General features: G+C 62.5%; 29 protein-coding genes and 1 other RNA gene. 9 read left to right on the top strand and 21 right to left on the bottom strand.

Translation table 11 applies throughout. The features are described from left to right. From ACROHD_RS19190 to ACROHD_RS19180, 3 genes are all read right to left on the bottom strand, one after another. Positions 1-376 (bottom strand): TRAP transporter small permease (locus ACROHD_RS19190; protein WP_432680023.1); only part of this gene is annotated, 376 nt, incomplete at its 3' end. Between the two features lie 101 nt (positions 377-477). Beyond that, entirely contained in the window at positions 478-1,626 is a 1,149-nt protein-coding gene (locus ACROHD_RS19185) for a TRAP transporter substrate-binding protein (RefSeq protein WP_432680022.1), read from the bottom strand. A gap of 27 nt (positions 1,627-1,653) precedes the next feature. Further along, positions 1,654-1,833, bottom strand: a complete 180-nt coding sequence (locus ACROHD_RS19180; protein ID WP_432680021.1) for a hypothetical protein — start codon at positions 1,831-1,833, stop codon at positions 1,654-1,656. Positions 1,834-1,988: 155 nt separating this feature from the next. On the opposite strand from ACROHD_RS19180, the gene ACROHD_RS19175 reads away from it, so the two are divergent. After that, entirely contained in the window at positions 1,989-3,026 is a 1,038-nt protein-coding gene (locus tag ACROHD_RS19175) for a LacI family DNA-binding transcriptional regulator (protein ID WP_432680020.1), read from the top strand. A 3-nt stretch (positions 3,027-3,029) separates the two neighbouring features. Here ACROHD_RS19175 and ACROHD_RS19170 read toward each other — a convergent pair whose 3' ends face one another. Continuing rightward, the gene (locus ACROHD_RS19170) at positions 3,030-3,881 is read right to left on the bottom strand and encodes a LysR family transcriptional regulator (RefSeq protein ID WP_432680019.1); all 852 of its coding nucleotides are present in this window, start codon (positions 3,879-3,881) and stop codon (positions 3,030-3,032) included. Between the two features lie 82 nt (positions 3,882-3,963). Here ACROHD_RS19170 and ACROHD_RS19165 point away from each other — a divergent pair, with 82 nt between their 5' ends. The 3 genes from ACROHD_RS19165 (at position 3,964) to ACROHD_RS19155 (ending at position 5,979) form a co-directional block, all read left to right on the top strand. Further along, on the top strand, positions 3,964-4,212 hold the full coding sequence (locus ACROHD_RS19165) for a DUF1127 domain-containing protein (protein WP_432680018.1): 249 nt from the start codon (positions 3,964-3,966) through the stop codon (positions 4,210-4,212). 148 nt (positions 4,213-4,360) lie between these two features. Next, the gene (locus tag ACROHD_RS19160; RefSeq protein WP_432680017.1) at positions 4,361-5,143 is read left to right on the top strand and encodes a Bax inhibitor-1/YccA family protein; all 783 of its coding nucleotides are present in this window, start codon (positions 4,361-4,363) and stop codon (positions 5,141-5,143) included. A 119-nt stretch (positions 5,144-5,262) separates the two neighbouring features. Next, positions 5,263-5,979 carry an SGNH/GDSL hydrolase family protein gene (locus ACROHD_RS19155; RefSeq protein WP_432680016.1) on the top strand — a complete coding sequence of 239 codons (717 nt, stop codon included), beginning with the start codon at positions 5,263-5,265 and terminating at the stop codon, positions 5,977-5,979. Here the strand turns inward: ACROHD_RS19155 and ACROHD_RS19150 are convergent. The 9 genes from ACROHD_RS19150 to ACROHD_RS19110 form a co-directional block, all read right to left on the bottom strand. Next, positions 5,957-6,460 carry a GNAT family N-acetyltransferase gene (locus ACROHD_RS19150; protein ID WP_432680015.1) on the bottom strand — a complete coding sequence of 168 codons (504 nt, stop codon included), beginning with the start codon at positions 6,458-6,460 and terminating at the stop codon, positions 5,957-5,959. The two genes, ACROHD_RS19155 and ACROHD_RS19150, sit on opposite strands and share 23 nt — an antisense overlap. 81 nt (positions 6,461-6,541) lie before the next feature. Continuing rightward, positions 6,542-6,709 (bottom strand): 50S ribosomal protein L33, encoded by a 168-nt coding sequence (gene rpmG, locus ACROHD_RS19145; RefSeq protein ID WP_007814563.1) that lies wholly within the window; start codon positions 6,707-6,709, stop codon positions 6,542-6,544. A 94-nt stretch (positions 6,710-6,803) separates the two neighbouring features. Continuing rightward, positions 6,804-8,078: a chromate efflux transporter gene (gene chrA, locus ACROHD_RS19140; RefSeq protein WP_432680014.1), complete on the bottom strand. Its 1,275-nt coding sequence runs from the start codon at positions 8,076-8,078 to the stop codon at positions 6,804-6,806. Between the two features lie 262 nt (positions 8,079-8,340). Beyond that, positions 8,341-8,736, bottom strand: an RNA gene (rnpB, locus tag ACROHD_RS19135) — RNase P RNA component class A. 33 nt (positions 8,737-8,769) lie between these two features. After that, positions 8,770-9,429, bottom strand: a complete 660-nt coding sequence (locus ACROHD_RS19130) for an N-acetylmuramoyl-L-alanine amidase (protein WP_432680013.1) — start codon at positions 9,427-9,429, stop codon at positions 8,770-8,772. Further along, positions 9,426-10,103, bottom strand: coding sequence for a hypothetical protein (locus ACROHD_RS19125; protein WP_432680012.1), 678 nt, complete (start codon positions 10,101-10,103; stop codon positions 9,426-9,428). Before ACROHD_RS19125 ends, ACROHD_RS19130 begins: the two co-directional genes overlap by 4 nt. A 32-nt stretch (positions 10,104-10,135) precedes the next feature. After that, positions 10,136-11,620, bottom strand: a complete 1,485-nt coding sequence (gatA, locus tag ACROHD_RS19120; protein ID WP_432680011.1) for an Asp-tRNA(Asn)/Glu-tRNA(Gln) amidotransferase subunit GatA — start codon at positions 11,618-11,620, stop codon at positions 10,136-10,138. Beyond that, a complete protein-coding gene (gene gatC / locus ACROHD_RS19115; protein ID WP_432680010.1) occupies positions 11,620-11,907 on the bottom strand; it encodes an Asp-tRNA(Asn)/Glu-tRNA(Gln) amidotransferase subunit GatC in 288 nt (95 codons plus the stop codon). The genes gatA and gatC overlap by 1 nt, the downstream gene beginning before the upstream one ends. Positions 11,908-12,023: 116 nt before the next feature. Continuing rightward, a complete protein-coding gene (locus tag ACROHD_RS19110) occupies positions 12,024-12,443 on the bottom strand; it encodes a GFA family protein (protein WP_432680009.1) in 420 nt (139 codons plus the stop codon). Between the two features lie 124 nt (positions 12,444-12,567). Here ACROHD_RS19110 and ACROHD_RS19105 point away from each other — a divergent pair, with 124 nt between their 5' ends. Beyond that, positions 12,568-13,260, top strand: a complete 693-nt coding sequence (locus tag ACROHD_RS19105) for a metal-dependent hydrolase (protein ID WP_432680008.1) — start codon at positions 12,568-12,570, stop codon at positions 13,258-13,260. Between the two features lie 91 nt (positions 13,261-13,351). Here the strand turns inward: ACROHD_RS19105 and ACROHD_RS19100 are convergent, their stop codons facing one another. Continuing rightward, on the bottom strand, positions 13,352-13,804 hold the full coding sequence (locus ACROHD_RS19100; protein ID WP_432680024.1) for a nucleoside deaminase: 453 nt from the start codon (positions 13,802-13,804) through the stop codon (positions 13,352-13,354). A gap of 52 nt (positions 13,805-13,856) precedes the next feature. On the opposite strand from ACROHD_RS19100, the gene ACROHD_RS19095 reads away from it, so the two are divergent. Both ACROHD_RS19095 and ACROHD_RS19090 read left to right on the top strand, forming a co-directional pair. Further along, on the top strand, positions 13,857-14,693 hold the full coding sequence (locus ACROHD_RS19095) for a pseudouridine synthase (protein WP_432680007.1): 837 nt from the start codon (positions 13,857-13,859) through the stop codon (positions 14,691-14,693). An 18-nt stretch (positions 14,694-14,711) separates the two neighbouring features. After that, on the top strand, positions 14,712-15,563 hold the full coding sequence (locus ACROHD_RS19090) for an MBL fold metallo-hydrolase (RefSeq protein ID WP_432680006.1): 852 nt from the start codon (positions 14,712-14,714) through the stop codon (positions 15,561-15,563). Between the two features lie 6 nt (positions 15,564-15,569). Here the strand turns inward: ACROHD_RS19090 and ACROHD_RS19085 are convergent, their stop codons facing one another. The 5 genes from ACROHD_RS19085 to ftsY all read right to left on the bottom strand — a co-directional run bounded on the left by ACROHD_RS19085 (position 15,570) and on the right by ftsY (position 19,676). After that, positions 15,570-15,986 carry a universal stress protein gene (locus tag ACROHD_RS19085; protein ID WP_432680005.1) on the bottom strand — a complete coding sequence of 139 codons (417 nt, stop codon included), beginning with the start codon at positions 15,984-15,986 and terminating at the stop codon, positions 15,570-15,572. 74 nt (positions 15,987-16,060) lie between these two features. Further along, the gene (locus ACROHD_RS19080) at positions 16,061-16,663 is read right to left on the bottom strand and encodes an inner membrane-spanning protein YciB (protein ID WP_432680004.1); all 603 of its coding nucleotides are present in this window, start codon (positions 16,661-16,663) and stop codon (positions 16,061-16,063) included. Positions 16,664-16,678: 15 nt separating this feature from the next. Further along, entirely contained in the window at positions 16,679-17,581 is a 903-nt protein-coding gene (locus ACROHD_RS19075) for an EamA family transporter (protein ID WP_432680003.1), read from the bottom strand. Further along, positions 17,578-18,474, bottom strand: a complete 897-nt coding sequence (locus tag ACROHD_RS19070; protein WP_432680002.1) for a hypothetical protein — start codon at positions 18,472-18,474, stop codon at positions 17,578-17,580. The genes ACROHD_RS19075 and ACROHD_RS19070 overlap by 4 nt, the downstream gene beginning before the upstream one ends. Before the next feature lie 65 nt (positions 18,475-18,539). Further along, positions 18,540-19,676 carry a signal recognition particle-docking protein FtsY gene (gene ftsY / locus ACROHD_RS19065; RefSeq protein WP_432680001.1) on the bottom strand — a complete coding sequence of 379 codons (1,137 nt, stop codon included), beginning with the start codon at positions 19,674-19,676 and terminating at the stop codon, positions 18,540-18,542. 104 nt (positions 19,677-19,780) lie between these two features. Between ftsY and ACROHD_RS19060 the strand changes: the two genes are divergently transcribed. Beyond that, entirely contained in the window at positions 19,781-20,014 is a 234-nt protein-coding gene (locus ACROHD_RS19060) for a YdeI/OmpD-associated family protein (protein WP_432680000.1), read from the top strand. Here ACROHD_RS19060 and ACROHD_RS19055 read toward each other — a convergent pair. Then, positions 20,011-20,661 (bottom strand): lysoplasmalogenase, encoded by a 651-nt coding sequence (locus tag ACROHD_RS19055; protein ID WP_432679999.1) that lies wholly within the window; start codon positions 20,659-20,661, stop codon positions 20,011-20,013. The two genes, ACROHD_RS19060 and ACROHD_RS19055, sit on opposite strands and share 4 nt — an antisense overlap. A gap of 127 nt (positions 20,662-20,788) precedes the next feature. Here ACROHD_RS19055 and ACROHD_RS19050 point away from each other — a divergent pair, with 127 nt between their 5' ends. Continuing rightward, the gene (locus ACROHD_RS19050; RefSeq protein WP_432679998.1) at positions 20,789-21,820 is read left to right on the top strand and encodes an alkane 1-monooxygenase; all 1,032 of its coding nucleotides are present in this window, start codon (positions 20,789-20,791) and stop codon (positions 21,818-21,820) included. 106 nt (positions 21,821-21,926) lie between these two features. On the opposite strand, the gene ACROHD_RS19045 is transcribed toward ACROHD_RS19050, so the two are convergent. Beyond that, a partial coding sequence (locus ACROHD_RS19045; protein ID WP_432679997.1) for an exodeoxyribonuclease VII large subunit occupies positions 21,927-22,245 on the bottom strand: 319 nt, incomplete at its 5' end.

The raw sequence follows: 22,245 nt of genomic DNA, 5'->3' as shown, positions 1-22,245 counted from the left end.
TCCTCAGACCATGAGTGACCGACCCAAAGGTCCAGGACACATGAACCGCCTCCCAAGACCAGTAAAGCGCAATGACCGATACGCCGAACATCACGATATCACCGAAGATGTAGAGCAGCGCCTTAACCCGCGGCCCGACGTAGTTCATGATCACGTCGATGCGGATGTGGCCGCGCTCTCTCACGGCCGCAGCGGCACCGATCCAGGCTAGGTAGATAAAGGAGTAGCGGACGATTTCTTCGCCCCAGATCGAGGAGAAGGAAAGGATTTCCCGCCTCAGCACCTCTATGGCCATGGTGACGACCAGCATCACGTAGAAGACCAAGAGCAACCAGCGCTCCGCGTTTCTGTCTATTGCATCGTATAATCTGGACATGGCCCCTCCGCCCCGGCTTGCCGGCTCCATCTCGTCACAAATTGTGGGAGTTGGGATGAGGACCGGCGCACAGCCTGCGCGCCGGTCCTATTTCGTTACTCTTACGCGTCGTGTACGTAGTAGCGGCCCATGGTACCTGCTGCCTCTTCGAGGCGTGCGAAGGTTTCCATGTCACCGGCAAGATCGATCTTGAACTCGTCCCATTCGCTGCGCTGGTAGCCGCCTACCTCTTGCCATTCGGCAAGCTGGTCGTCGCTCAGCGAGTGGAATTCCACGCCGTTCGCAATCAGCTGCGACATCGCATAGGAACGTGCAGCGGGCACCTTGGCGAGGTTCTGGGCCTGGGTGATTTCACCAGCGAACTCAATGCCTTCCTGAACGTCTGCAGGCAGCGAGTTGAACCATTCGAGGTTGATCGAGTACACTTGGCTGTCCGGAACCGCCTGGGTGAAGGTCACGTGGCTGAGGATCTCGCCGAAGCCGAAGACGTGCAGCGCGCCAACCGACGGGTCGAGCGCATCGGCAACGCCCTGACGGATCGCCGAGGGGGTTTCGCCCCAGGCCACCGGGGTCGGGTTGGCACCGACCATGCGGTAATACTGCTGCAACATCGCAGAGCCCGGAACGCGGAACTTCACGCCTTCCATATCGGCCGGCGTAATGATCGCATCACCGCCGCGGCGCACGGCCACAACGCGTGGGTCGATCACGATGTAGAACAGCGACTTGAAGCCCGATGCGGCGATACGCGGATCGACTTCGGCCTTCCACGCTTCGGAGCTGGTCAGGTTGGTGAACCGCTGGTTGGACCCGCAGAAATACGGCAGGTTGATCAGGTCAACGACGCTTGCAAATGGAGCGAAGTTCGCCAACGAGTGCTGAGCGCACTGGATGGTGCCGCCCTGAACTGCCTGCGCCAAAGCCCCGCCCGCGCCAAGCTGACCGCCGGGTGCCAGACGCACATAGACCTTACCGTTGGTCATGTTCTGGATGTTTTCTTTCAGGTCCAGCTGCATGATCGGATAGCTGCGGGACGCGCCAAGCACATAGGCGGTAGCCAGCGTCATGATGTGGTCAGCTGCGTCCTCGCGCTCGCGCTCCTCCTGCGCGGTTTGCGCGGCCGCCTGTTCGGACCACAGCATACCCCCGGCCCCTGCGACCATCGCGGCCGTGAAGCTGCCGGTGCCGGCCAGTTTCAGAAAGTTCCGGCGCTCGGCTGATGCCAGCTCCTGCTTGTCTTTGAAGTCCATTCCGCTTCCTCCCTTAGTTTCGCGGTCTTATTCTTCTGCGTTGCGCCGGGCCTCCGCTTTCAGGATGCCGGACACGAACGTCACAGATGTCAGGAAGAGGACGATCATTTCAGACACATCGCCCATGAACGCCGCATCGGCAAAGGCGCCTAGTGCAACATTGATCAAGAAGATCACAAACAAAACGGATGAAGCTGCGAAGATCATTTTTCCTCCCGAACTCGGCGAATGTGCCGATTCGGCTCGATTGTAAGCGCTTACACGATACCTTGCAAGCGCTTACACTTGCGCTTTGGCCTCGTCCCGCCCTAACGTACAGGTTAAGGAAAGCCGATAAGCATAACAAAGGCTATGACTCTGACATGACCGCCAAGGCCCCACAGGCGCCCCGCCCTGTTCCCACATTGGAGGATGTCGCCCGTCTTGCAGGTGTATCGACGGCCACCGTCTCTCGGTGTCTGAACACGCCCGATCGGGTTGTGAAATCGACGCGTACTCGGGTTATGGCGGCAGTCGATCAGTTGGGATATGCCCCCAATTTCGGCGCGAGGGCGCTTGCCGCAAAGCGCACAAATACCATCGGCGCGATCATTCCGACGATGGAGAACGCCATCTTTGCCCGTGGCCTGCAAGCATTTCAGGAAGAACTCGGCCTCAATGGCATGACGCTGCTTGTCGCCAGCTCCTCTTATAGCGAGGAAGTGGAACGCGAACAGATCCGAACGCTTTGTGCCCGCGGGGCTGACGCGCTGCTATTGATCGGCCATCACCGCAGTGAGGAAACGCTGAATTTCCTCGAGGCACGCTCGGTTCCGGTTCTTGTGGCCTGGGTCTATGACCCCGAAAATTCCCGACCCTCAATCGGGTTCGACAACCGCGCAGCGATGCGTGAGATGGCAGAACTGGTCATCAGCAAGGGACACCGGCGGATCGGCGTGATCTCGGCCCCTTGCGCTGCAAACGATCGCGCCAGCGAACGGCTGGCTGGCATCCAGGAGGCCATGGCCGCGCATGGTATGCCCGCAGAGGATCTTTCGCTGATCGAAACGCCCTACTCCATCGAGAACGGCGGCCAGACGTTTCGCCAGATGATGACAACCCCGACCCCGCCAACTGCTATCATGTGCGGCAATGACGTTCTGGCCGTTGGGGCCCTGCGTGCCGCGCGCGAGATGGGATTGTCGGTGCCTGGCGATGTCTCGATCACCGGCTTTGATGATATCGAACTGGCACAGCTGGTCACACCAGCCCTGACAACCGTCCATGTCCCGCATCGCGATATGGGGCGGATGGCGGCGCGGTTTCTGGTCCAGCAATTGAACGGCGAAGGCCCTGTCGGCAGCGTCAGGCTGGACACTTACCTGTGCGACCGTGAAACGCTTGGACCCGCGCCTGCGTAAAGATCACATGGCCTGATAGGCTTTGCGCACCATCTCGGCCAGCGCCTGCACAGGTTCATCCTTCGCCATTTCCGCCCCGTACATATTGATCTTGATTGACGGCAGATCAGGCAAGGCCCCCCCATGGTGGATGCGTTCCACATAGGGCGGTTCGGCCCCTTCGACACAGGCATGAACGGCCAGATCAGCACTGATCGACGCCTCAACAGTGCGGGAATTGTCGCTTTCCACGGCCATTTCCCAGGATATTGCCGCGCGATCCAGGGCCTCCTGCACCGGCTTGCGAAAGATGCACAGTTGCTCGAACGCCAATCGCAAGGGCCGCTGCCGCCATTCGTTGCCCTTGATCGCCCCCACCCAGACAAGCGGGCGCTCCTGCAAGGTCTCGCCGCCGCTATCCAGAGCGGATTCCGTGGTCAGGGCGAGATGCACCTCGCCACGCTCCAGCATCCGACGTAGCCGAGAGGTGTAGGAGCTGACGAGTTGCACCTTCATGCGCGGGAAGGCAGCGTTAAACCGGTGCAGCACCTGCGGGATCGCGGGGTACACGATATCATGGGGCACCCCCAAAAACAGCTCGCCCTCATACTCATTCGAGGTCAGCCTTGCCAGCACCTCGTCATTCAGATCAAGCATCCGGCGCGCATAGCTGAGCATCTGCTCGCCCGCATTGGTCAGCGACATCTTGCGCGACGAACGGTCTAGCAGAGACACGCCGATGCTATCCTCAAGCCGCTTGAGCTGCATCGACACCGCCGATTGCGTAAGGTTCAGCAAGCCGCTGGCTTTGGTGACGCCGCCGGCATCGGCAACGGTGACGAAAGCCCGCAGAGCAGTCATATCAAGATTGCGCATCCATCAAGCCTTGTGATGATTAGTTTCATAAACATTCATTTTCATAATGCATATTGGCCCTCTATATATCAAGCATCGAAATATGAAACACGCCGACATTCACGAACAGGAACATACCATGGCTCAAACGCTCGCTCGCTTCTCCGCTTTCGCCCCCCGCCGTGCCGGTGGACTTGCCTTCTTCCGCGCCGCCATCGCCGCTTGGCGTCAGCGTCGCGCACTGGAGCGTCTGGACGCCAATGCCCGCCGCGACCTTGGCCTGACCAGCGCCGATGTGGCCCGCGAATCCTCTCGCCCGGTGTGGGATGTGCCGCAAAGCTGGCTGGTCTGACCCCAAAACCCAAGCTTTCGCCAAAAAAAGACTGCATCTCCCTGTCTTGTGACGCTTGAAATGGCGCCCTGTCTTACCGATATTGTCAGGTAAGGCGGGGCGTTTGTCGTTCCCGCCACGAAAAATATGCCTTTCTTCGGAGGACCTGATGGCACAATTCGACACGATCCGCGCCGACGCCGGTGGGGTTAGCGCCGCCCAGATCGACGCGGGCCTACGCGCCCACATGAACAAGGTCTATGGGACCATGTCCATCGGCATGCTCATTACAGCGCTTGCTGCATGGGCAATTGCGGGGCTGGCTGTTACATCCGATCCCGTCGGCGCCACCTACATGCTGCGCGAAGGCGAGTACCTTTCGGGACTTGGTGAAGCGCTGTTCCTTAGCCCGCTTAAATGGGTTCTGATGTTCGGCCCGCTGGCCTTCCTGTTCTTTGGCTGGGGCGCGCTCATGAGCCGTGGCTCGGCTGCCGCCGTTTCGCTCGGCTTCTTCGTCTTCGCAGCCGCAATTGGCGTGTCGATGAGCTCGATCTTCCTCGTCTACACCGATTACTCCATCGTGCAGACCTTCCTCGTGACCGCAATCGCCTTCGCATCGCTCAGCCTCTACGGCTACACGACGAAGCGCAACCTGTCGGGCATGGGAACATTCCTGATGATGGGCGTGATCGGCTTGCTTATCGCGATGGTCGTGAACATCTTCCTGCAATCGCCCGCCATGATGTTCGCTATTTCGGCGATCGGCGTGCTGCTCTTTGCTGGTCTGACCGCGTTCTACACGCAGGACATCAAGAACACTTACGTCGCCCATGCTATGCACGGCGATCAGGAGTGGCTTGAAAAGGCTGCTATTGACGGTGCGCTCAGCCTCTACATCAGCTTCCTGAACATGTTCCAGTTCCTGCTGATGTTCATGGGCTCTCAGGAATAAGTGGTTTCCTGAAGACGCGTGTTTCGGGGCCGGGGATCATCTCCCCGGCCTTTTTCTTTGTGGTCTGACGCCATGTCGCCGGTTCCCTTGTTCAGTGTGCAGCCCCTATCTTGACCCCCATGGACCGCCTGCTTGCCCCGCTTCTGTCACCGCTGCTGATCGCCCAGGCTCTGCGCCTGCGCGCCCGTGCCCTGCGTTTGCCGGAACCGCCCGGTCCGCGCGCGGGAGAGACGGGCGAAGGCCCGACCTTGCGTCTGCTCATCCTCGGAGACAGTTCCGCCGCCGGCGTGGGTGCATCCCATCAGGACAACGCACTAAGCGGGCAACTCATTTCCGCCCTAAGTCCGCATCGACGACTGACATGGCGGCTAGAGGCAAAAACCGGCGCCACCAGCCGCAGCGCCTTGGCCGCACTTAGCACCCTGCCCCATGATCCTTTCGATGTCGTCCTGCTGGTTCTGGGTGTCAACGACGTGACCAGTTTCGCGCCCCTGAACCGCATTCTTCCGGATCGTGTGCGCATCGCGCAGGAAATCGCGGCGCGGTTCAACACGCCGCAGCTGATCGTGACCGGCATCCCGCCACTGTCCCAGTTTCCTTTGCTGCCCAATCCGCTGCGCTGGATTCTGGTTCAGAGGGCCGCGCGGCTGGAACCTCTATTAAGGGAACAGGCAAACGCTGCGGGACACAGCTATCTGCCGTTTTCCATGCCGATGGACCCGGACCTGATGGCCGAGGACGGGTTCCACCCCTCTGCGCGCGCCTATGCCCACTGGGCCAAGGCGCTGGCTCCGCATCTGCTGGACGACCCGCTTACAGCGCCCGCACCATCCTGACCGCCGGGAAGTGGACCCCGGGCGCCATGACGATGATCTCCTCACGCTCAGCGGCAAAGCCCATGGCCGCGTAGAAAGGCACGGCCATCAGCGTCGATAAGGCCACCAACTGCGTCAGCCCCGCGATCTTTGCCTCAGTGAAAGACCGGCCTATCAGCCGCGCCGCCAGTCCCCGCCGCGTGGCCATCGGATGAGTGACGACATGGCGCACATGGCCGATTCCAGCCGCTTCTGGCTGATGCGGGCTGTCGGCGGTCCAGCCCCCTGCCGCCAAGGGCGCGCCGCCCAAGGCGGGCTTCATCAGATAGTAGCTGCCCGACGCCAGCAATGCCGGGTTGGCCCGGGCAATCAATGGCAGAGCACGCGCCAGCAGGTCAGGCGCATAGTCCGAGGCCAGCAACGCCGGATAGCTTGCTGCCAGCAGATGGGTCAGCGCCTCTCGGTCCTCTTCCCGCGCCGGTCGAATGCGCAGCCTGTCCACCAGGTCACCTCTCCAAAAAGAAACCGGGCCGCAGCTGGTATCAGCGCGGCCCGGTTGCAGACTAACCTGGAAAGGGTCAGATCACTTGATCTTGCCTTCCTTGTATTCCACGTGCTTGCGCACAACCGGGTCATACTTCCGTACGACCATTTTCTCGGTCATGGTGCGTGCATTCTTTTTGGTCACATAGAAGTGGCCGGTTCCCGCCGTGGAATTCAGGCGGATCTTGATGGTGGTCGGCTTCGCCATGTCAAACTCCTGCAAAGCGGGGCGCGGGGGGCAGACGATCCCAAGCGCTCGTATCTCTGGTTGAGCGCGTCTTTTACCCTTGCGCGGTGTGGTGTCAACCGAAAAGGGGCAGAAATCCGAGGCTCCAGACCGCCCCGGCCCCTGCCATCACCCCCAGAACTGCCAGAAGGTCCATTTTGCGCAGCAGAAGCAGCCAACCTGCAAGCCCCGCCAGCAGAATCGCCCCAATGTCGATACTGGCCAGAACGGGCAGCCAAAGCGTAGCCGGCCCCAGCACCACCTCGCTGACCTCGGCAAAGAAGACATGCAGTGCGAACCAGAGCGACAGGTTCAGAATCACCCCGACCACTGCCGCCGTGATTCCCGACAAGGCCCCGTTCAGCCGCGGCTGCGCCGTGATCCACTCCACATATGGCGCGAACGCAAAAATCCATAAAAAGCATGGCACGAAGGTGACCCAGAGCGTGACAAGCGCCGCCAGAACGCCAAGCCCCAATCCGCCTTGCCCGGCCCCAGCCAGGAAGCCCACGAATTCGGTCACCAGAATAAGCGGCCCCGGCGTCGTTTCCGCCAGCCCGAGCGCATCCATCATCTGCCCTGTGGTCAGCCAGCCGAAATCGCCCACAACCTGCTGCACCATATAGGCCAGCACAGCATAGGCCCCGCCAAAGGTCACAACGGCAAGCTTCGAAAAGAACAGTCCCACCTCGGTCAGCAGGCTTCCCGGCGCGATCAGCCACAACAGCGCAAGCGGCGCCAGCCACAGCGCACCCCAGATCAGAACGATGCGCAAAGTGCCAGCAGGGGACACGGCCGGTGCCGGGGCATCATCCGCCTGCCTGCCCATGAACATCGCTCCGATCCCTGCCGCGACCCCGATGATCAACGGAAAAGGCAGCCCGAAGGCAAAAAGCCCCAGAAAGGCCAGTGCCGCTAACCCATAGGGCAAAGCGCCTTTCAACGCCTTGCGGCTGACACGCAGCAGCGCCTCGATGACAACAACGATGACCGTGGCCTTGATGCCCAGAAACAGGGCCTCTGCCAGCGGAAGCTGACCAAACCCGACATAAAGTGCCGCCAGCAGCATCACCACCAACGCGCCGGGCAGCACGAACAGCCCCCCCGCGATCAAGCCGCCCCGCGTGCCATCCAGCCGCCAGCCCGCATAGGTCGCCAGCTGCATCGCCTCCGGCCCCGGCAGCAGCATGGTAAAGGACAGGGCACCCAGAAACTGCCGCTCGCTCAACCAGTCCCGGCGCTCCACCAGCTCACGATGCATCAACGCAATCTGCGCCGCAGGTCCGCCGAAGGACAGAAGCCCGATCCGCCCGAAAACCCGGACCATCTCAGCAACAGCCACCTTCCGCATCCCGGGCTCTCCCTCGCAATATCCCATCTCAGAAACCGGGATCGCGCACGGAACACAACCCCCCTGCCCTTCTTCTTTGTAAAAATACTCCCGCCGGAGGCATCCCAGCCTCAAAACCGTAACGGCGATCGCCCCCGGATCACCATCCTCACCGATGTCACGTGGCAACGCGGCCCTTTGAGGCCTCCGGCGCAAGCCGGGGGTTGAGAAGGGCCGCCCACGGGTCGACGACGCAGTCGGCGAAACCGCCTGTGAAGGTCATATGCGCGGAGGGCCTGTAAGCCGGATTCTGTCCAAGGGCCGAAACCCTCTGGATGACCATTCCTCTAGGCCGGCGATTGCTCGCAGGCTCCAGCTGCCAACCCGGACCTCTCGGGCTGAAGCGACCCTGTGACAGGCACGCGAGGTCCCTATTTGGCGTTGCTCCCGGTGGGGCTTGCCGTGCCGGTCCTGTTGCCAGTCCCGCGGTGGTCTCTTACACCACCGTTTCACCCTTACCGCCGGCGGTATCGGTTGCCCGACCGGCCCGGTGGCGGTTTCATTTCTGTGGCGCTTTCCGTCGGATTGCTCCGCCCGGGCGTTACCCGGCACCGTTGCTTCAGGGAGTCCGGACTTTCCTCGGACGGGTTGCCCCGCCCGCGGCCATCCAGCCCTCCGCGCAAGGGCGACCTATGGATGTGTGGGGCGAAGGTCAAGCCCGCTTGGCAGGGAAGCGCGCAGCAAGATCGGCCATGATCCCCATATCGCGCCCATCCAGCGGACCCTCAAACCGGGGCCGAAAACGCAGGCGCAGCGTTGCAAGCAACAGCTCATCTGCCATCTGTGGATATCCAAACTCTACGGCGTCCGCGCGAAACCGGGGCCAATCCACGGCCTGATCCTGGGGCTCCGGCCAGATCGAAAGCCCCTGGCGGGCAAGCCTGAGCCAGTCAAAGCGCGGGCCGGGGTCGATCTTGCGGCCCGGAGCCATGTCGGAATGGGCGATAACCCCCTTTGGGTCAATCTGCCAACGAGAAAGGATACCCGGCAACAGTGCCTCCAGCGCCGCCATCTGGCGCGCGGCAAAGGGGGTGTAGCCGGTGTTGGACAGCTCAATCCCGATCGACCGGGAATTCACGTCCTCCCGCCCCGCCCATTCCCCGGCCCCGGCGTGCCAGGCACGCATCTCTTCATCCACCAGTGACATAACCTCACCCGCCTCGGAAATCAGGTAATGGGCCGACACTTCCCGCGCAGGATCGCACAGCGCGCGGGCTGCGGCCTCGCAGCTGTCCATGGCGGTGTAATGCAGGACGACCAGCTCCGGCCTTAGCCCGTCGCGGCGGGGGCCGAAATTCGGTGAGCGGCTCACTGGTTGCGGGCAGCGGCGGCGGCGTTGCGATAGACGGTCGGATCCCATCCGCAGGCATAACCGTCGCCATCGGGATCCAGCGCCTGCCGGTCCCGCTCTGGCCCACCCATGGACAGAAACGCCTCTTGCGCCAGATCATCGGAGCGGAAGGCGAGGCAATTCCGTTCGTGCCGGCCCTGCCCGAAGGGCGACCGGCGGAAGACCTGATTGCCAAGCGGGTTAGAGGTGGTCAGCGCGTATTCGATGATGTTGGGGCCGGTCGCGCCGGGTCGGTCGGGCACCGCCGTTGGCGCGATCTCGACCCGCTGCTCCTGCATTCTTTGCAGCCGTTCGGCGTCGCTTTCGATGGACTCCCGGCCTGCCACGGCCTCGAAATCCTGTTCGTCAGAGATGCTGCTATGGCTTCCCGGCGGAACGGCTGTGGCGGGCGGTGGCGCAGCTTCGGCCTCGTCGATGGCCCCCGCTGCCAGCGCAGCGATATCGGGGCGGTCCTCTCGGACGGGCGGCAGAACGGTCTGCGGTTGCCGACCAGCAAGGGCGGCCTCACGCTCTGCACGTTCCTGCGCCAGATGCTGGGTGTAGTCGCCAAAGCCGACGCCGCGCGCATCCTCGGGCTGAGAGGTGCAAGCCCCAAGCAGCAGGAGCGCCAGCCCCGTCATCGCCAGTTTCCGCATCCGCCCATCCTCGATCTTGTTTTGTCAGGCTTTTACCACCAATTGGCGGGTTTCGCCACAAAACCGGCTGCGTTTTCGAGCGCATAGGCGGTGTTCAGCAGATCGCCCTCCTCCCACGGACGGCCAATCAGCTGCAGGCCAAGCGGCAGGCCCTGCTGGTCCAGACCAGTGGGAACGGCCACACCCGGCAGCCCGGCAAGGTTCACGGTCACGGTGAAGACGTCGTTGAGATACATCTCGACCGGGTCCGACACCTCCTTGCCAAGCTCGAACGCGGCAGAGGGCGTGGCAGGCGTCAGGATGCTGTCGACACCTTCGGCGAAAACATCGTCGAAATCCTTCTTGATCAACGCGCGCACCTTGCGGGCACGGTTGTAATAGGCGTCATAGAAGCCCGCCGACAGCACATAGGTGCCGATCATCACACGGCGCTTGACCTCTGCCCCGAAACCCTCGGCGCGGGTCTTTTCGTACATCTCGGTGATGCCGTCGCCCTGAGCCAGCTTGGCGCGGTGGCCAAAACGGACCCCGTCATAGCGCGCCAGGTTCGAGGATGCCTCGGCGGGCGCAATCACGTAATAGGCGGGCAGCGCATATTTGGTGTGCGGCAGGCTGATATCGCGGATCTCGGCGCCCGCGTCGCGCAGCATCTCGGCGCCCTGAGACCAAAGCGTCTCGATCTCTTCGGGCATACCGTCCATACGGTATTCCTTGGGGATACCGATGACCTTGCCGCGGATATCGCCGGTCAGCATCGCCTCGAAATCCGGCACAGCCAGATCGGCAGAGGTGCTGTCTTTCGGGTCATGGCCCATCATGGCGCGGCCCATGATCGCCGCGTCGCGCACGGTCTTGGTCATTGGGCCCGCCTGATCGAGCGACGAGGCGAAGGCCACGATTCCCCACCGGGAACAACGCCCATAGGTCGGCTTCAACCCCACGGTGCCGGTGAAGGCGGCGGGCTGACGGATCGAGCCGCCGGTATCGGTGCCGGTTGCGGCGAGGCAGAGATCTGCCGCCACCGCGGCGGCGGAGCCCCCAGAAGAGCCACCCGGCGTCAGCGGGTCTTCGCCATTGCCGGATTTCCACGGGTTCACCGCGTTGCCATAGACCGAGGTTTCGTTCGACGACCCCATGGCGAACTCGTCCATGTTGAGCTTGCCCAACATCACCGCGCCCGCGTCTTTCAGCTTGCCCGAAACGGTCGATTCATATTCCGGTTTGAACCCTTCGAGGATCCGGCTCGCGGCCTGGCTGGCAACGCCCTCGGTGCAGAACAGATCCTTGATGCCAACGGGGATCCCGCACATGTCGGGCGCATCGCCCGCAGCGATCCGCGCATCGGCTGCGCGGGCCCGCTCCAGTGCCAGGTCCGGCGTCTTGTGAACGAAGGCGCCTAGCGCATCGGCGCCGTCGATGGCCGCAAGGCAGGCTTCGGTCAGTGCGACAGACGTGGTTTCGCCCTTGCGCAGCGCGTCGCGCGCCTCGGCAATGGTCAGCTTGTTGAGATCGGACATTATTCCACCACCTTCGGAACCGCGAAGAACCCTTCCCGTGCATCGGGCGCGTTGGCCAGAACCTTGGCTTGCTGGTTGCCATCAGTCACCACGTCCTCGCGGCGTTTTAGGCGCATCGGCGTAACGGATGTCATCGGCTCTACGTTATCGACATCCAGTTCCTGCAACTGCTCGATAAACCCAAGGATCGCGTTGAACTCGCCTGCCAGCGCGGGCAGGTCTTCCTCTTCCACCTTGATCCGCGCGAGTTTCGCGACGCGGGCGGCGGTTTCGATGTCAATGGACATGGGGCGTTACACCTTCGGGCTTGTGCAGTCTGGATCGGGCTCGGGTTTACCGGGCCACGGGCAGGGCTGCAAGCACCACAACCAGCCGACGCGGAAGAATTCACCCCGGCAGGGGGTCAGGCGGCGGGGCGCGCCTTCGGAAAGCTCGGGATATCGGCGGGAATGTGGTGCCAGGGCGGGGCCGAGGCCGTCCAGATGGCACAATCCGGTGCGAGGCCGGGGTCCACATCCCAGGCACCGAGTTTGACGGCAAGAATACTGGGGTATTTGCCCAGTTCCGAATAGACCGGCGCCCCACAGGATACGCAGAAGCAACGGCGCACGTCACCTCCAGACGCCCCGGTCACGGAATACCCTTCAGGTGAGCCGGTTAACAGCGTTACATCATCGCGCCGCATCAAGGCGATCAGGGCGGCCCCGCCGCCAGAGGATTTCTGGCAATCGCTGCAATGACATTGCATCACGGTGACGGGTTTGCCCTCAATCCGCAGCCGGATCGCACCGCACATGCATCCCGCATTGCCTTTGTCAGACATGGTTTCCTCCTTCGCTGGTGAGCGCAGTCTATCATAGTCAGCCCGATCCCCGCCTGTCTTTCAGAGGAAGCGTGACAAGTGCGACGACTGAGCTATCCTCAACCCAAACAATAGGGAGGTGACAATGAATATCATATGGCTTGGGCACGGCAGCTTCCGCATCGAGATCGCAGGACAGGTCTTGCTTGTCGATCCATGGTTCACCGGCAACCCCGTCTTCCCCGAGGACCGAAAGGCAGAGGCAATCGCAGGCGCCAACCATATCCTGCTGACCCATTGTCATTTCGATCACGTCGCCGATGTGCTGGATCTTGCCAAAGATCTGGGGGTGCCTGTCGTGGGTCAGTATGACCTGATGGGGTACTGGGGCGAAAACGAAGGGATCGAGACCGTCGGCTTCAACAAAGGCGGCACGGTGATGCTGGGCGTTGTGGCGGTCACGATGGTCAACGCGGTCCATTCATCAAGCTTCGGAACCCCGGACGGGCCCAAATGGGGCGGCACCGAATGCGGTTTCATGATCGCGGGCGAAGGGCGGACCATCTATTTCTCGGGTGACACCGACGTGATGGCGGATATGGGGGTGTTCGCGGATCTGCACGCGCCGGATATCGGCATCCTGGCGGCAGGCGGGCATTTCACCATGGATATGAAGCGTGCAGGCTATGCGGCGAAGACATTCTTCAACTTCAAGACCGTGATCCCCTGCCACTATCGCACCTTCCCGATTTTGGAACAATCGGCCGAAGTGCTGGCCGCAGCCCTGCCCGGTGTCGATGTGATCGAGCCGGAAGTGATGGATGCGATCACGCTCTGAGGGATTTCGAATGGCCTTCGGCCACCCGACCGATGCAAGGGGGCAGCGCCCCCTCGCGCTCCACCGGAGTATTTTTGCCAAGAAGAAGGTGTCAGCGGCGCGTTGCAAAGAAAGTTCTGAGCAGCTCTGACGCCTCGCGTTCGCTGATGCCCGGATAAACCTCGGGCTTGTGATGGGCCTGGGGGTGGTCAAAGACGCGCGGGCCTTGCGCCACGCCGCCTGATTTCGGATCCGCCGCGCCATAGTAAAGCCTTGCGATGCGGGCCGCTGAAATGGCCCCCGCACAGGCCGGGCACGGCTCCAGCGTCACGTAGAGATCACAGCCAGTCAGCCGTTCGGAGCCAAGCGCTGCGCAGGCGGTGCGGATGGCCAGCATTTCGGCATGGGCTGTTGGGTCGTGCAGTTCCCTCATCCGGTTGCGGCATTGCGCCAGCACCACGCCGTCAGGGCCGACGATCACCGCGCCCACGGGCACTTCGCCCGCCTCTGCGGCAAGGCGCGCCTGATCCAGTGCAGTCTGCATATGGCTGATGAAACCGGTCATGCCCATCCCTTTGCCGCTTTCCAAGCTGCTGTCAAACCGGTAGTCCAAAGTCATGAGCACCAACACCCCAGAAGGCGACCGTATCGCCAAGGTCCTGTCCCGCGCCGGCATCGCCAGCCGGAGAGAGGCCGAGCGCATGATTGAGGCGGGCCGCGTCACCGTGAACGGCAAGAAGATCGACAGCCCTGCGCTGAACGTCACGCCTGCCGACAAGATCACCGTTGATGGCAAAGAGGTGGGAGAGCCAGAGCGCCCGCGCTTGTGGCTTTACCATAAGCCGCAGGGGCTGGTGACGACCACGAGTGACGAAAAGGGCCGCGAGACGGTCTTCGACAAGCTGCCTGAGGGGATGCCACGGGTGATGAGTGTCGGGCGGCTCGACCTCAATTCGGAAGGCTTGCTGCTGTTGACCAATGATGGCGGGGTCAAGCGCAAGCTGGAACTGCCCTCTACGGGCTGGTTGCGCAAGTATCGCGTGCGCGTCAAGGGCACGCCCAAGGACGAAGATCTGGCCCCTCTGCGCAAGGGCGTGACCATCGAGGGCGAGCGGTTTCAGCCAATGGATGTGACGCTTGACCGGCAGCAGGGGGCGAATGCTTGGCTCACCGTAGGGTTGCGCGAGGGGAAAAACCGCGAAATTCGCCGCGCCATGGGGGAAGTCGGGCTGGATGTGAACCGGCTGATCCGGGTGAGCTATGGCCCCTTCCGGCTGAACGAGCTGAAGCCCGGTGAGGTAGAAGAAATCAAGCCGAAAGTGCTGCGAGACCAGTTAGGGATCGCTCTGCCCGAGGGCCATGCCGAAGCCAAGGCCAAGCCTGCCCGACCGGGCGCGAAAAAAATCCGCAAGGCCCCGCCTCGTAAGCCAGATCAGGGGCCGCGCCGAAGGTAACGGGAAAGGATCATCAGGATGCTGTGCAAAGTCGGTGACGTCGAAGTTTGGCGTATTCTTGATATCCACGCCCCGTTCATGAGGCCAGAGGATCTGTTCCCGAATGCGGGATCGGATGTGGCGAGGATCATCGAGGAGCTTGCGCCCGGTTCAGTCTGCCAGAGCTCCGGCAAACTCATCCTGCCCATTCAGGGTTTTCTCCTGAAAACGCCCGATCACGTGATCCTCGTTGACTGTTGTGTGGGCAATGACAAGACCAATGAGGCGATGCCGGACTGGCATCGGCGCGAGAGCAAGAGGTTCGAGGCGTCGCTCACGGCGGCAGGCGTGGGGTTTGACGATGTGGACTATGTGCTTTGCACACACCTGCATGTCGATCACGTTGGCTGGAACACCCGGCTCGTTGATGGCAGATGGGTGCCCACCTTCCCCAAAGCGCGCTACCTTATGCCCGCCGAGGACGAGGAGACGCAGCGCGCAAGAGCCTCAGACATATTCCGCGAAAGCGTGTTGCCGGTGATCGAGGCCGGTCAGGCGGACCTGGTCACAGCCAGGCATATGCTGGGGGACTACGTGACGCTGATCCCGACACCGGGCCACACGCCGGGGCATGTTTCAGTGCGGATCGAAAGTGGCGGCGCCGAAGCCATCATCACCGGAGACGCGCTGCATTCCAGTGCCCAATGCGCCCATCCCGAGTGGCATTTCCGCTTTGACAGCGCTGCAGAGCGCGCCGTGACCTCGCGACGCTTCCTCCTGGAAACCGCGTCAGAGAGCGCGTGTCTGGTTCTTGGCAGCCATTTCACGCTGCCCTCTGTCGGGCGGGTGACAGCGGATCGTCAGGCGTTCAGCTGGACCGCCCTCAACTAGCCGCAGCTAGCGGACCACATGCACCGACATAGGGGCATAAGTGGCGACATAGCTTGCGTTTGATGTCAGGAAGTGGTCCTTGAAACCGGGCACATGGCTGGCCATCACGATCAGGTCGCAATCGGCATCTTCAGCGGCCTTGATGATCTCTCGCCCGACATGCAGGTGCAGATCACCGCGCAGGGCGATATGGCCGTCTGTGAGAATTCCATGAGTTTTGGCCTGCGCCTCTGCAAACGCATCCAGCTGCTGCTGTGCCTCAAAGCCTTCGCGCCGTTTCGAGGCGGTTGGAACCGGGTCGATCACGCCCACATAAGTGACCGTTGCGCCGTGGTCTCTGGCCGCTTTGGCGGCGATGCTCAGTGCGGTGTCGAGCTTTTCGATATGATCAAGATCAATCGGCACGAGAATTCGGGACGTCATGATGGGGCCTCCTCTTTCCTGCTGACAGTCTAGCAGCCCGGAAACGGAAGGCCCCTGATCTGGGTCAAGGGGGATTAGCCCTCGTCCTTCTCGATCATGTGGCGTTCGAAAAGCTTGGCCTGGAACATGAAGACGACGAAGAGAAAGCCGGGCAGGACAAAGGTTTCGAACGTCACCCAGAACTCGGTCGTTTGGGTGCGCCAGACGATTTCATTGGCCACAGCCATAAGGGCGAAAGCCGCGACCAGCCGCTTTGTCAGGATCATCCAGCCTTCTTTCGCCATTGGCATCATCTCGCCCATGACGAATTGAAGCCAGCTTTCGCCGCGTAGTAGACCGATGCCCAGAACCACCGCGAAGAAGGTGTAGACGATCGAGGTCTTCATCTTGAAGAAGGCCTCGTTATCGAACCAGACGGTGAGCCCGCCGAAGACGACGACCAGAACGGCAGTGAAGATCTGCATCCGGGACAGCTTGCCCGTCAGCCACCACAGCGCAGCGATCGAGGCCAGCAGCAGCGGGATGAAGCCCGCCGTCGCGATGATGAAGCCCGAATATTCATGCCCCGCGATGGTGAAGGTCTGATCCTTGATCCACAAGTACACCACGAAGAACAGGATCGGCGGCCCAAGCTCCAGCGCGCTTTTCACATAGGGGTTGATCTTGCGTTCTTCCATCAATCGCGCCTCAAATTATCCGCCCATCTCAACTATCACCGCCCCGGCTGCGATCAACCCCATAAGCGCCAGTCTGCGGGGGCCAACGCGTTCACCAAGCATCAACCAGCCAATCAGCGCGGCAAACACCGTCGAGGTTTCGCGCAGCACCGCCGCCTGCCCCACCTGATCGAGCCGCGTGGCCAGCAGGATCGACCCGAAGCTGGCCATCGCCACGAGACCGCCGATTAGGCCACGCAGGGCGAGCGGCCCGACTGCCGGTGGATCGGGCATCCGGCGATAGGCGTAATACGCGACCAGAGGCATGGTCATGCCATCAAGAAAGAAAAACCACGCAAGGAAGGTCAAGGGATCGTTCGCGGCGCGAATGCCATAGGCGTCATAGGTGGTATATGCCGCTACAAAGAGCCCCGTCAGCACCGCCAGCCACAGCGCTGGCACCAGCGTTTCGCGGTCCACGGTGATGGTTCGCAGGTTGTAGAAGGCAAGGCCATAGATGCCCGTCAGCAGGGTCAGGACGCCCATCCATTGGGTCAGGCTGAAATGCTCGCCAAAGAAGATCGTAGCCCCGATCACCGTAAACAGCGGCCCGGTGCCGCGCATCACGGGGTAGACAACGGTATAGGCCCCGCGCTGATAGCTGGCCACCTGCGCCGCCTTGTAGCCCAGATGAATCAGCATCATGACCCCGAAGATGGGCCACATATGCGGCGTGGGCCAGGGCACGACGAACAGTGCAAACGGGGCTGCCATCACCCCGTAGCTCGCGTCGATCACACCCCGCGACAGAAGCGGCGAATGCCGCCCCTTCTGAAGCGCGCCGAAGACCGCGTGCAGGATCGCCGCCAGCAGGGCCAGAAAGGTTGCGAGTGTCGCCCCCTCCGGTGTGCCTGCCAGCGAAACGATCCAGTCGCTCATTCCTCACCGTATATGTAGTAGCTGACCCGCAGTTCGGCCCCGGCCAGGGCAGACAGCGGATCGGATGCAGGCAAGCGCCCCAGCATCCCTGCATCTTCGGTCAGTTGGACAACAGGCAACCCGTTCTCGGCCTGAAGTTCGAAGATCACCCGCCCTGCCGGGTTGGGCATATCCTGAACCAACATCACCAACGCGGCCCGAGTGCTGCGGTCGAACAACGGCTCCGGCAATGTCTCGATGGCGGCGATGGTCTCTGCCTGTAACCGGGCAACCTCGGCCTCTGGTTCGTCGGACGAGCCAAGCAGCAGATTGGCCAGCGGCATCAGCGCATAGGTTTCGAACAAACCGCGTGTCAGCACCTCCAGCCGGGCGGCGCGGATCACCGCCTGATCGGGTGCGCGCGGATCGACATCGGTCAGCTGCAGGGTGGCGTCGATGGCGTTCTCGCCCGGGAAATCCACATGCAGGCGGTCCAGCATGACCTCACCGTCCGCATGGGTGGCCAGCAGATCGACGGATATCCCCTCACCCGCGCGGGCCTGCGCTTCCATCACATAGTCGAAATCCGGCATCCCGGTCGCGGCCAGCACATAGACCCCACCGGCAGACAGCTCCACCCGGTTCAGCAGGGCCCCGCTGACCAAAAGCGCCTCCAAGCCCTCCACCTGCCAGCGCAGGTCATCCACCAGGATGCGCAAACGGCCTGTCACGATCTCCAGATCACGGGCCACGCAGGCCCCGTTTTCCAATTGGGCGGCGGCCAGATTCGGTGGCAGGCCAAGCGGGGTGCTGATCATGCCCCAACTGACAGCGCAGCTGGACTCCGTCATCTGGGCATGGACAGGGGCCGACAGGGCAAGCCCGGTCAGCGCGGCAAGGATGATGCGTTTCATGATTAAGGCGGACTCCCTCAAAGGTTTGTACAACCTTTGTGAGTCGCCTCGAGGCACCTTTCGGTTCACTCTGCCCCCGTCAGCGCCTTGGCGAAATCCTCTGGGTCGAAAGGCGCCAGATCATCGATCTGTTCCCCCACCCCGATGGCATGGATCGGCAGGCCGAACTTATCCGCCAGCGCCACCAGAACACCGCCCTTTGCAGTCCCGTCCAGCTTGGTCATCACGAGGCCCGAGACATCGGCCATTTTCTGGAAGGTCTCCACCTGGCTCAGCGCGTTCTGCCCCGTGGTAGCATCCAGCACCAACAGCGTGTTGTGCGGCGCGTCAGGGTCTTTCTTGCGGATCACGCGCACGATCTTGGCCAGTTCCTCCATCAGGTCGGCGCGGTTCTGCAAGCGCCCTGCGGTGTCGATCATCAACAGATCGGCCCCCTCGGCCTCGGCCTTGGTCATCGCATCAAAGGCCAGTGCCGCCGGGTCGGACCCCTCTGGCGCTGTCAGAACCGGAACGCCTGCTCGGTCGCCCCAGACCTGAAGCTGTTCCACCGCCGCCGCGCGGAACGTGTCGCCCGCCGCGATCACCACGCTCTTGCCCGCAGCCTTGAACTGGCTGGCGAGCTTGCCGATGGTCGTGGTCTTGCCCGAGCCATTCACGCCCACCACCAGCACCACCTGCGGTTTTTTCGGGTAAAGCGGCATCGGCTTGGCGACGGGTTCCATGATCCGGCCAATCTCCTGCGCCAGCAGCGATTTGATATCGGCCGCCGTCATCAGCTTGCCAAAGCGCCCTTCGGCCATATTGGCAGTGACGCGCATGGCGGTTTCCACCCCCATATCGGCGGTGATCAGCAGCTCCTCCAGCTCTTCCAGCATATCGTCATCAAGCGCCCGGCGCGGGGCACTGCTGCGCCCCATGATCCGCCCCAGAAGGCCGGGTTTGGAAGCTGGCGCGGGGGCTGGCGTTGGCACAGGGGCTGGCTCTGGCGCGAGGACATCGGCCACCGGCTCGATGTCCTCAACACCGGGCGCGGGCTCCGGGTCTTCTGATACCTGCTCCTGCGGGCTGACAGGCTCTGGCGTTAATTCCTCGGCATGTTCCTCCTCGTCAACCGCACCGTCCTCGATGATCGCATCAAGCCCCTCATCGAGCTTCGATGAGGATTTGAACATCCGGTCCTTGAGTTTCTTGAAGAACGACATGAGGCCCCCCGGGGAATACAGCTTCTCCCCACCTAATACGCGCGCGCGCCGGATGGAAGCGCCGCATGTCGACGCGGATGCGGATTCAGCCTATTCTAAAGCCCATGCGCCTCACCCGTCCGATCCAGCCCATGCCCGGCGATCTCGCGACCCGACTGGACGCAACCGGCCTGCGCGCCGCCTATGATGCGCGCCCACCCTATCAGCGCAACGACTATCTCGGCTGGATTGCCCGGGCCAAGCGGCCCGAGACGCGGGAGAAACGCATCACCCAGATGCTGGAGGAACTGCGCTTGGGCGATGTGTATATGAAAATGGCGTGGCGAGGGGGGCGCTAGCTCCAGGCAATCCCTACAAGAATCAACCCTTGCCCCACCCAATAGAGCGGCCAGACCAGATGCGAGGCACCCCGTGCAGCGGGGCTGTCCTCCTTCATTCGGAACCGCTCAATCGACAGCACCAGGTCTGACAGAACGAACAGCCCCGCCCCCAGCATCGCCAGCCCATGGGTGGCCGGCAGATGCAGCGCCGCCAATCCCATAGCGCTGATGATCGCCACATAGGCCGCGACGGGCCGCTTCATTCCGCCAACATGAGGCAAAAGCCAGACCACCGTTGACTGCGCCATGATCACAAGGGCCGCAACACCAAGCCAGCGCATCGGCGTCAGATCGAACGGCGCCAGCCGTGCCTCCACCCCCACGAAGACCACAGCATAGGCCAGATGCGCCAGAGCGAAGCTGCCGAGCCCGGCGATAAAGGCGGAGTCGCCTTTGCGCGACAGGGCAAAATCCCCGACCGCCCCAAGCGCCAGCCCAAGAACCAGCAGCCAAGGTGCCCCAGCCAGCAGGGCGGCGATGGCAAACAGTGCCACGGGGACGGTTTTCAGGCCCGAACGCAGGGCGCTCTCACCCGCGTTTACCTTTGTCTGATAGATCAGGGCGATCACGGCCCCGGCCCCGGCCACCCCCATTGCGCCTGTCATCCCCAATCCTTTCGTCAACCTGATTTCAACCAGAGCGCATCACGATGAGCGCGGCAAGAGGCGCATTGCCTTGCGGCGCGTGCTTGACCATTGGTAACATTCGTAAACGGTTACAAAGGACCATTTCATGCCGATCTGGCGCTATGCCTTCGCCACGCTGATCCCGCTGGCCCTGCTTCTGGCCGGGGCGCTGTGGGGCGGGTGGTGGGCCGGTCTTGCCCTGATCTGGCTGACTTTGCTGGCGGCAGGGCTTGATCACCTGCTGACCCCGCCGCGCGGCCCTGTTGGCCATTCTTCTGCTGCCGATCCCCTGTCTGTCGTTCTGGCACTTGGCCATGTTGCGCTGCTGGCATTGACGGCCCATGCGTTCGGCGCCCCCTCTCGCAGCATTGCGGAGCAGATCACGCTGCTGCTGGCGGCAGGGTCATTTCTGGGCCAGGTCAGTCACCCCAATGCGCATGAACTGATCCATCGCTCCCCCCGCGCCCTCCGGCGGCTTGGCGGGGTGGTCTATAGCTCAATGCTGTTCGGCCACCATGTCTCGGCGCACCGCCTCGTGCATCACACCCATGTCGGCACCCCCGACGACCCCAACACTCCGCGCCCTGGTGAAAGCTTTTGGGCGTTTCTGCCCAGGGCCTGGATCGGATCCTTCCGGGCCGGCCTGGCAGCAGAACGCGCGCGCGATGCCCGTCGCCGGGGGCCAAACCCATATCTGTGGTATCTGTCGGGCAGCGCCGTGACGCTTGGTCTGGCGGTCCTTCTTGGCGGTCCCGGCGGCGCGGCTGGCCTAGTGGCGCTGGCGCTGCTTGCACATGTCCAGATCCTGCTGTCGGACTATGTTCAGCACTATGGTCTCAGCCGAAAGCGCCTGGCGAACGGCAAATGGGAACCGGTCGCTGCCCGCCACAGCTGGAACGCCCCGCGCGGGTTTACGTCCTACCTGATGGTCAACGCACCCGCCCATTCCGATCATCACATGCATCCCGATACGCCCTATGACGCGCTGCAAACCCCCGTCAGCGCCCCAACCCTGCCCTGGTCAATGCCGGTGATGGCGATGCTCGCCACCATGCCGCGGCGGTGGCGCAAGGTGATGGACAAACGCGCCGCAAAGGCGATGTCTGCCCCCTCCCCCCAAACCGGGCGCGAAACATAAATACCAGACAGGGCCAAGCCTTCGTGGCAACACGGACCGACGAAGGCCCCAAAGGGGTCTGAGGAGGGCCGTTCACCGGGCGGTGCCGCAGGCAGCGCAAGTCCACTCAGAACAGGCTCCCCTGTTCGGGCTCGTCCTTGCCTCCACCACGTTTGCTCCGTGGCGGTCCACCTTCTGTGTAAACCCCGATCGCCCCGTCTGAGAACTCAACCTCCAGCCGCGCGTGCCCCTTAGCAGCCTCGCGCGTGGTCACAACCGCGTCCCCCGCCCGCACCACCGCGTAACCGCGCTTCAGCGTTTCGGTGTAGCCAAGTGTCTGGTGCAGCCTCTCTAACGCTGTCAGCCGGTCGCGCCGCTGAGTGAGCCCCTGCGCTGCCACCCGCGCGAAGCGCGCCGACACGTCGTCGAACCGCTGCCGGTCGCGC

The sequence above is a fragment of the Nioella aestuarii genome (genome assembly GCF_050896395.1).
In the GTDB taxonomy this organism is placed as follows: domain Bacteria; phylum Pseudomonadota; class Alphaproteobacteria; order Rhodobacterales; family Rhodobacteraceae; genus Nioella; species Nioella aestuarii.
The sequence above is the reverse complement of the archived record's forward strand: the minus strand, read 5'-3'. Positions and strand labels throughout refer to the sequence as shown.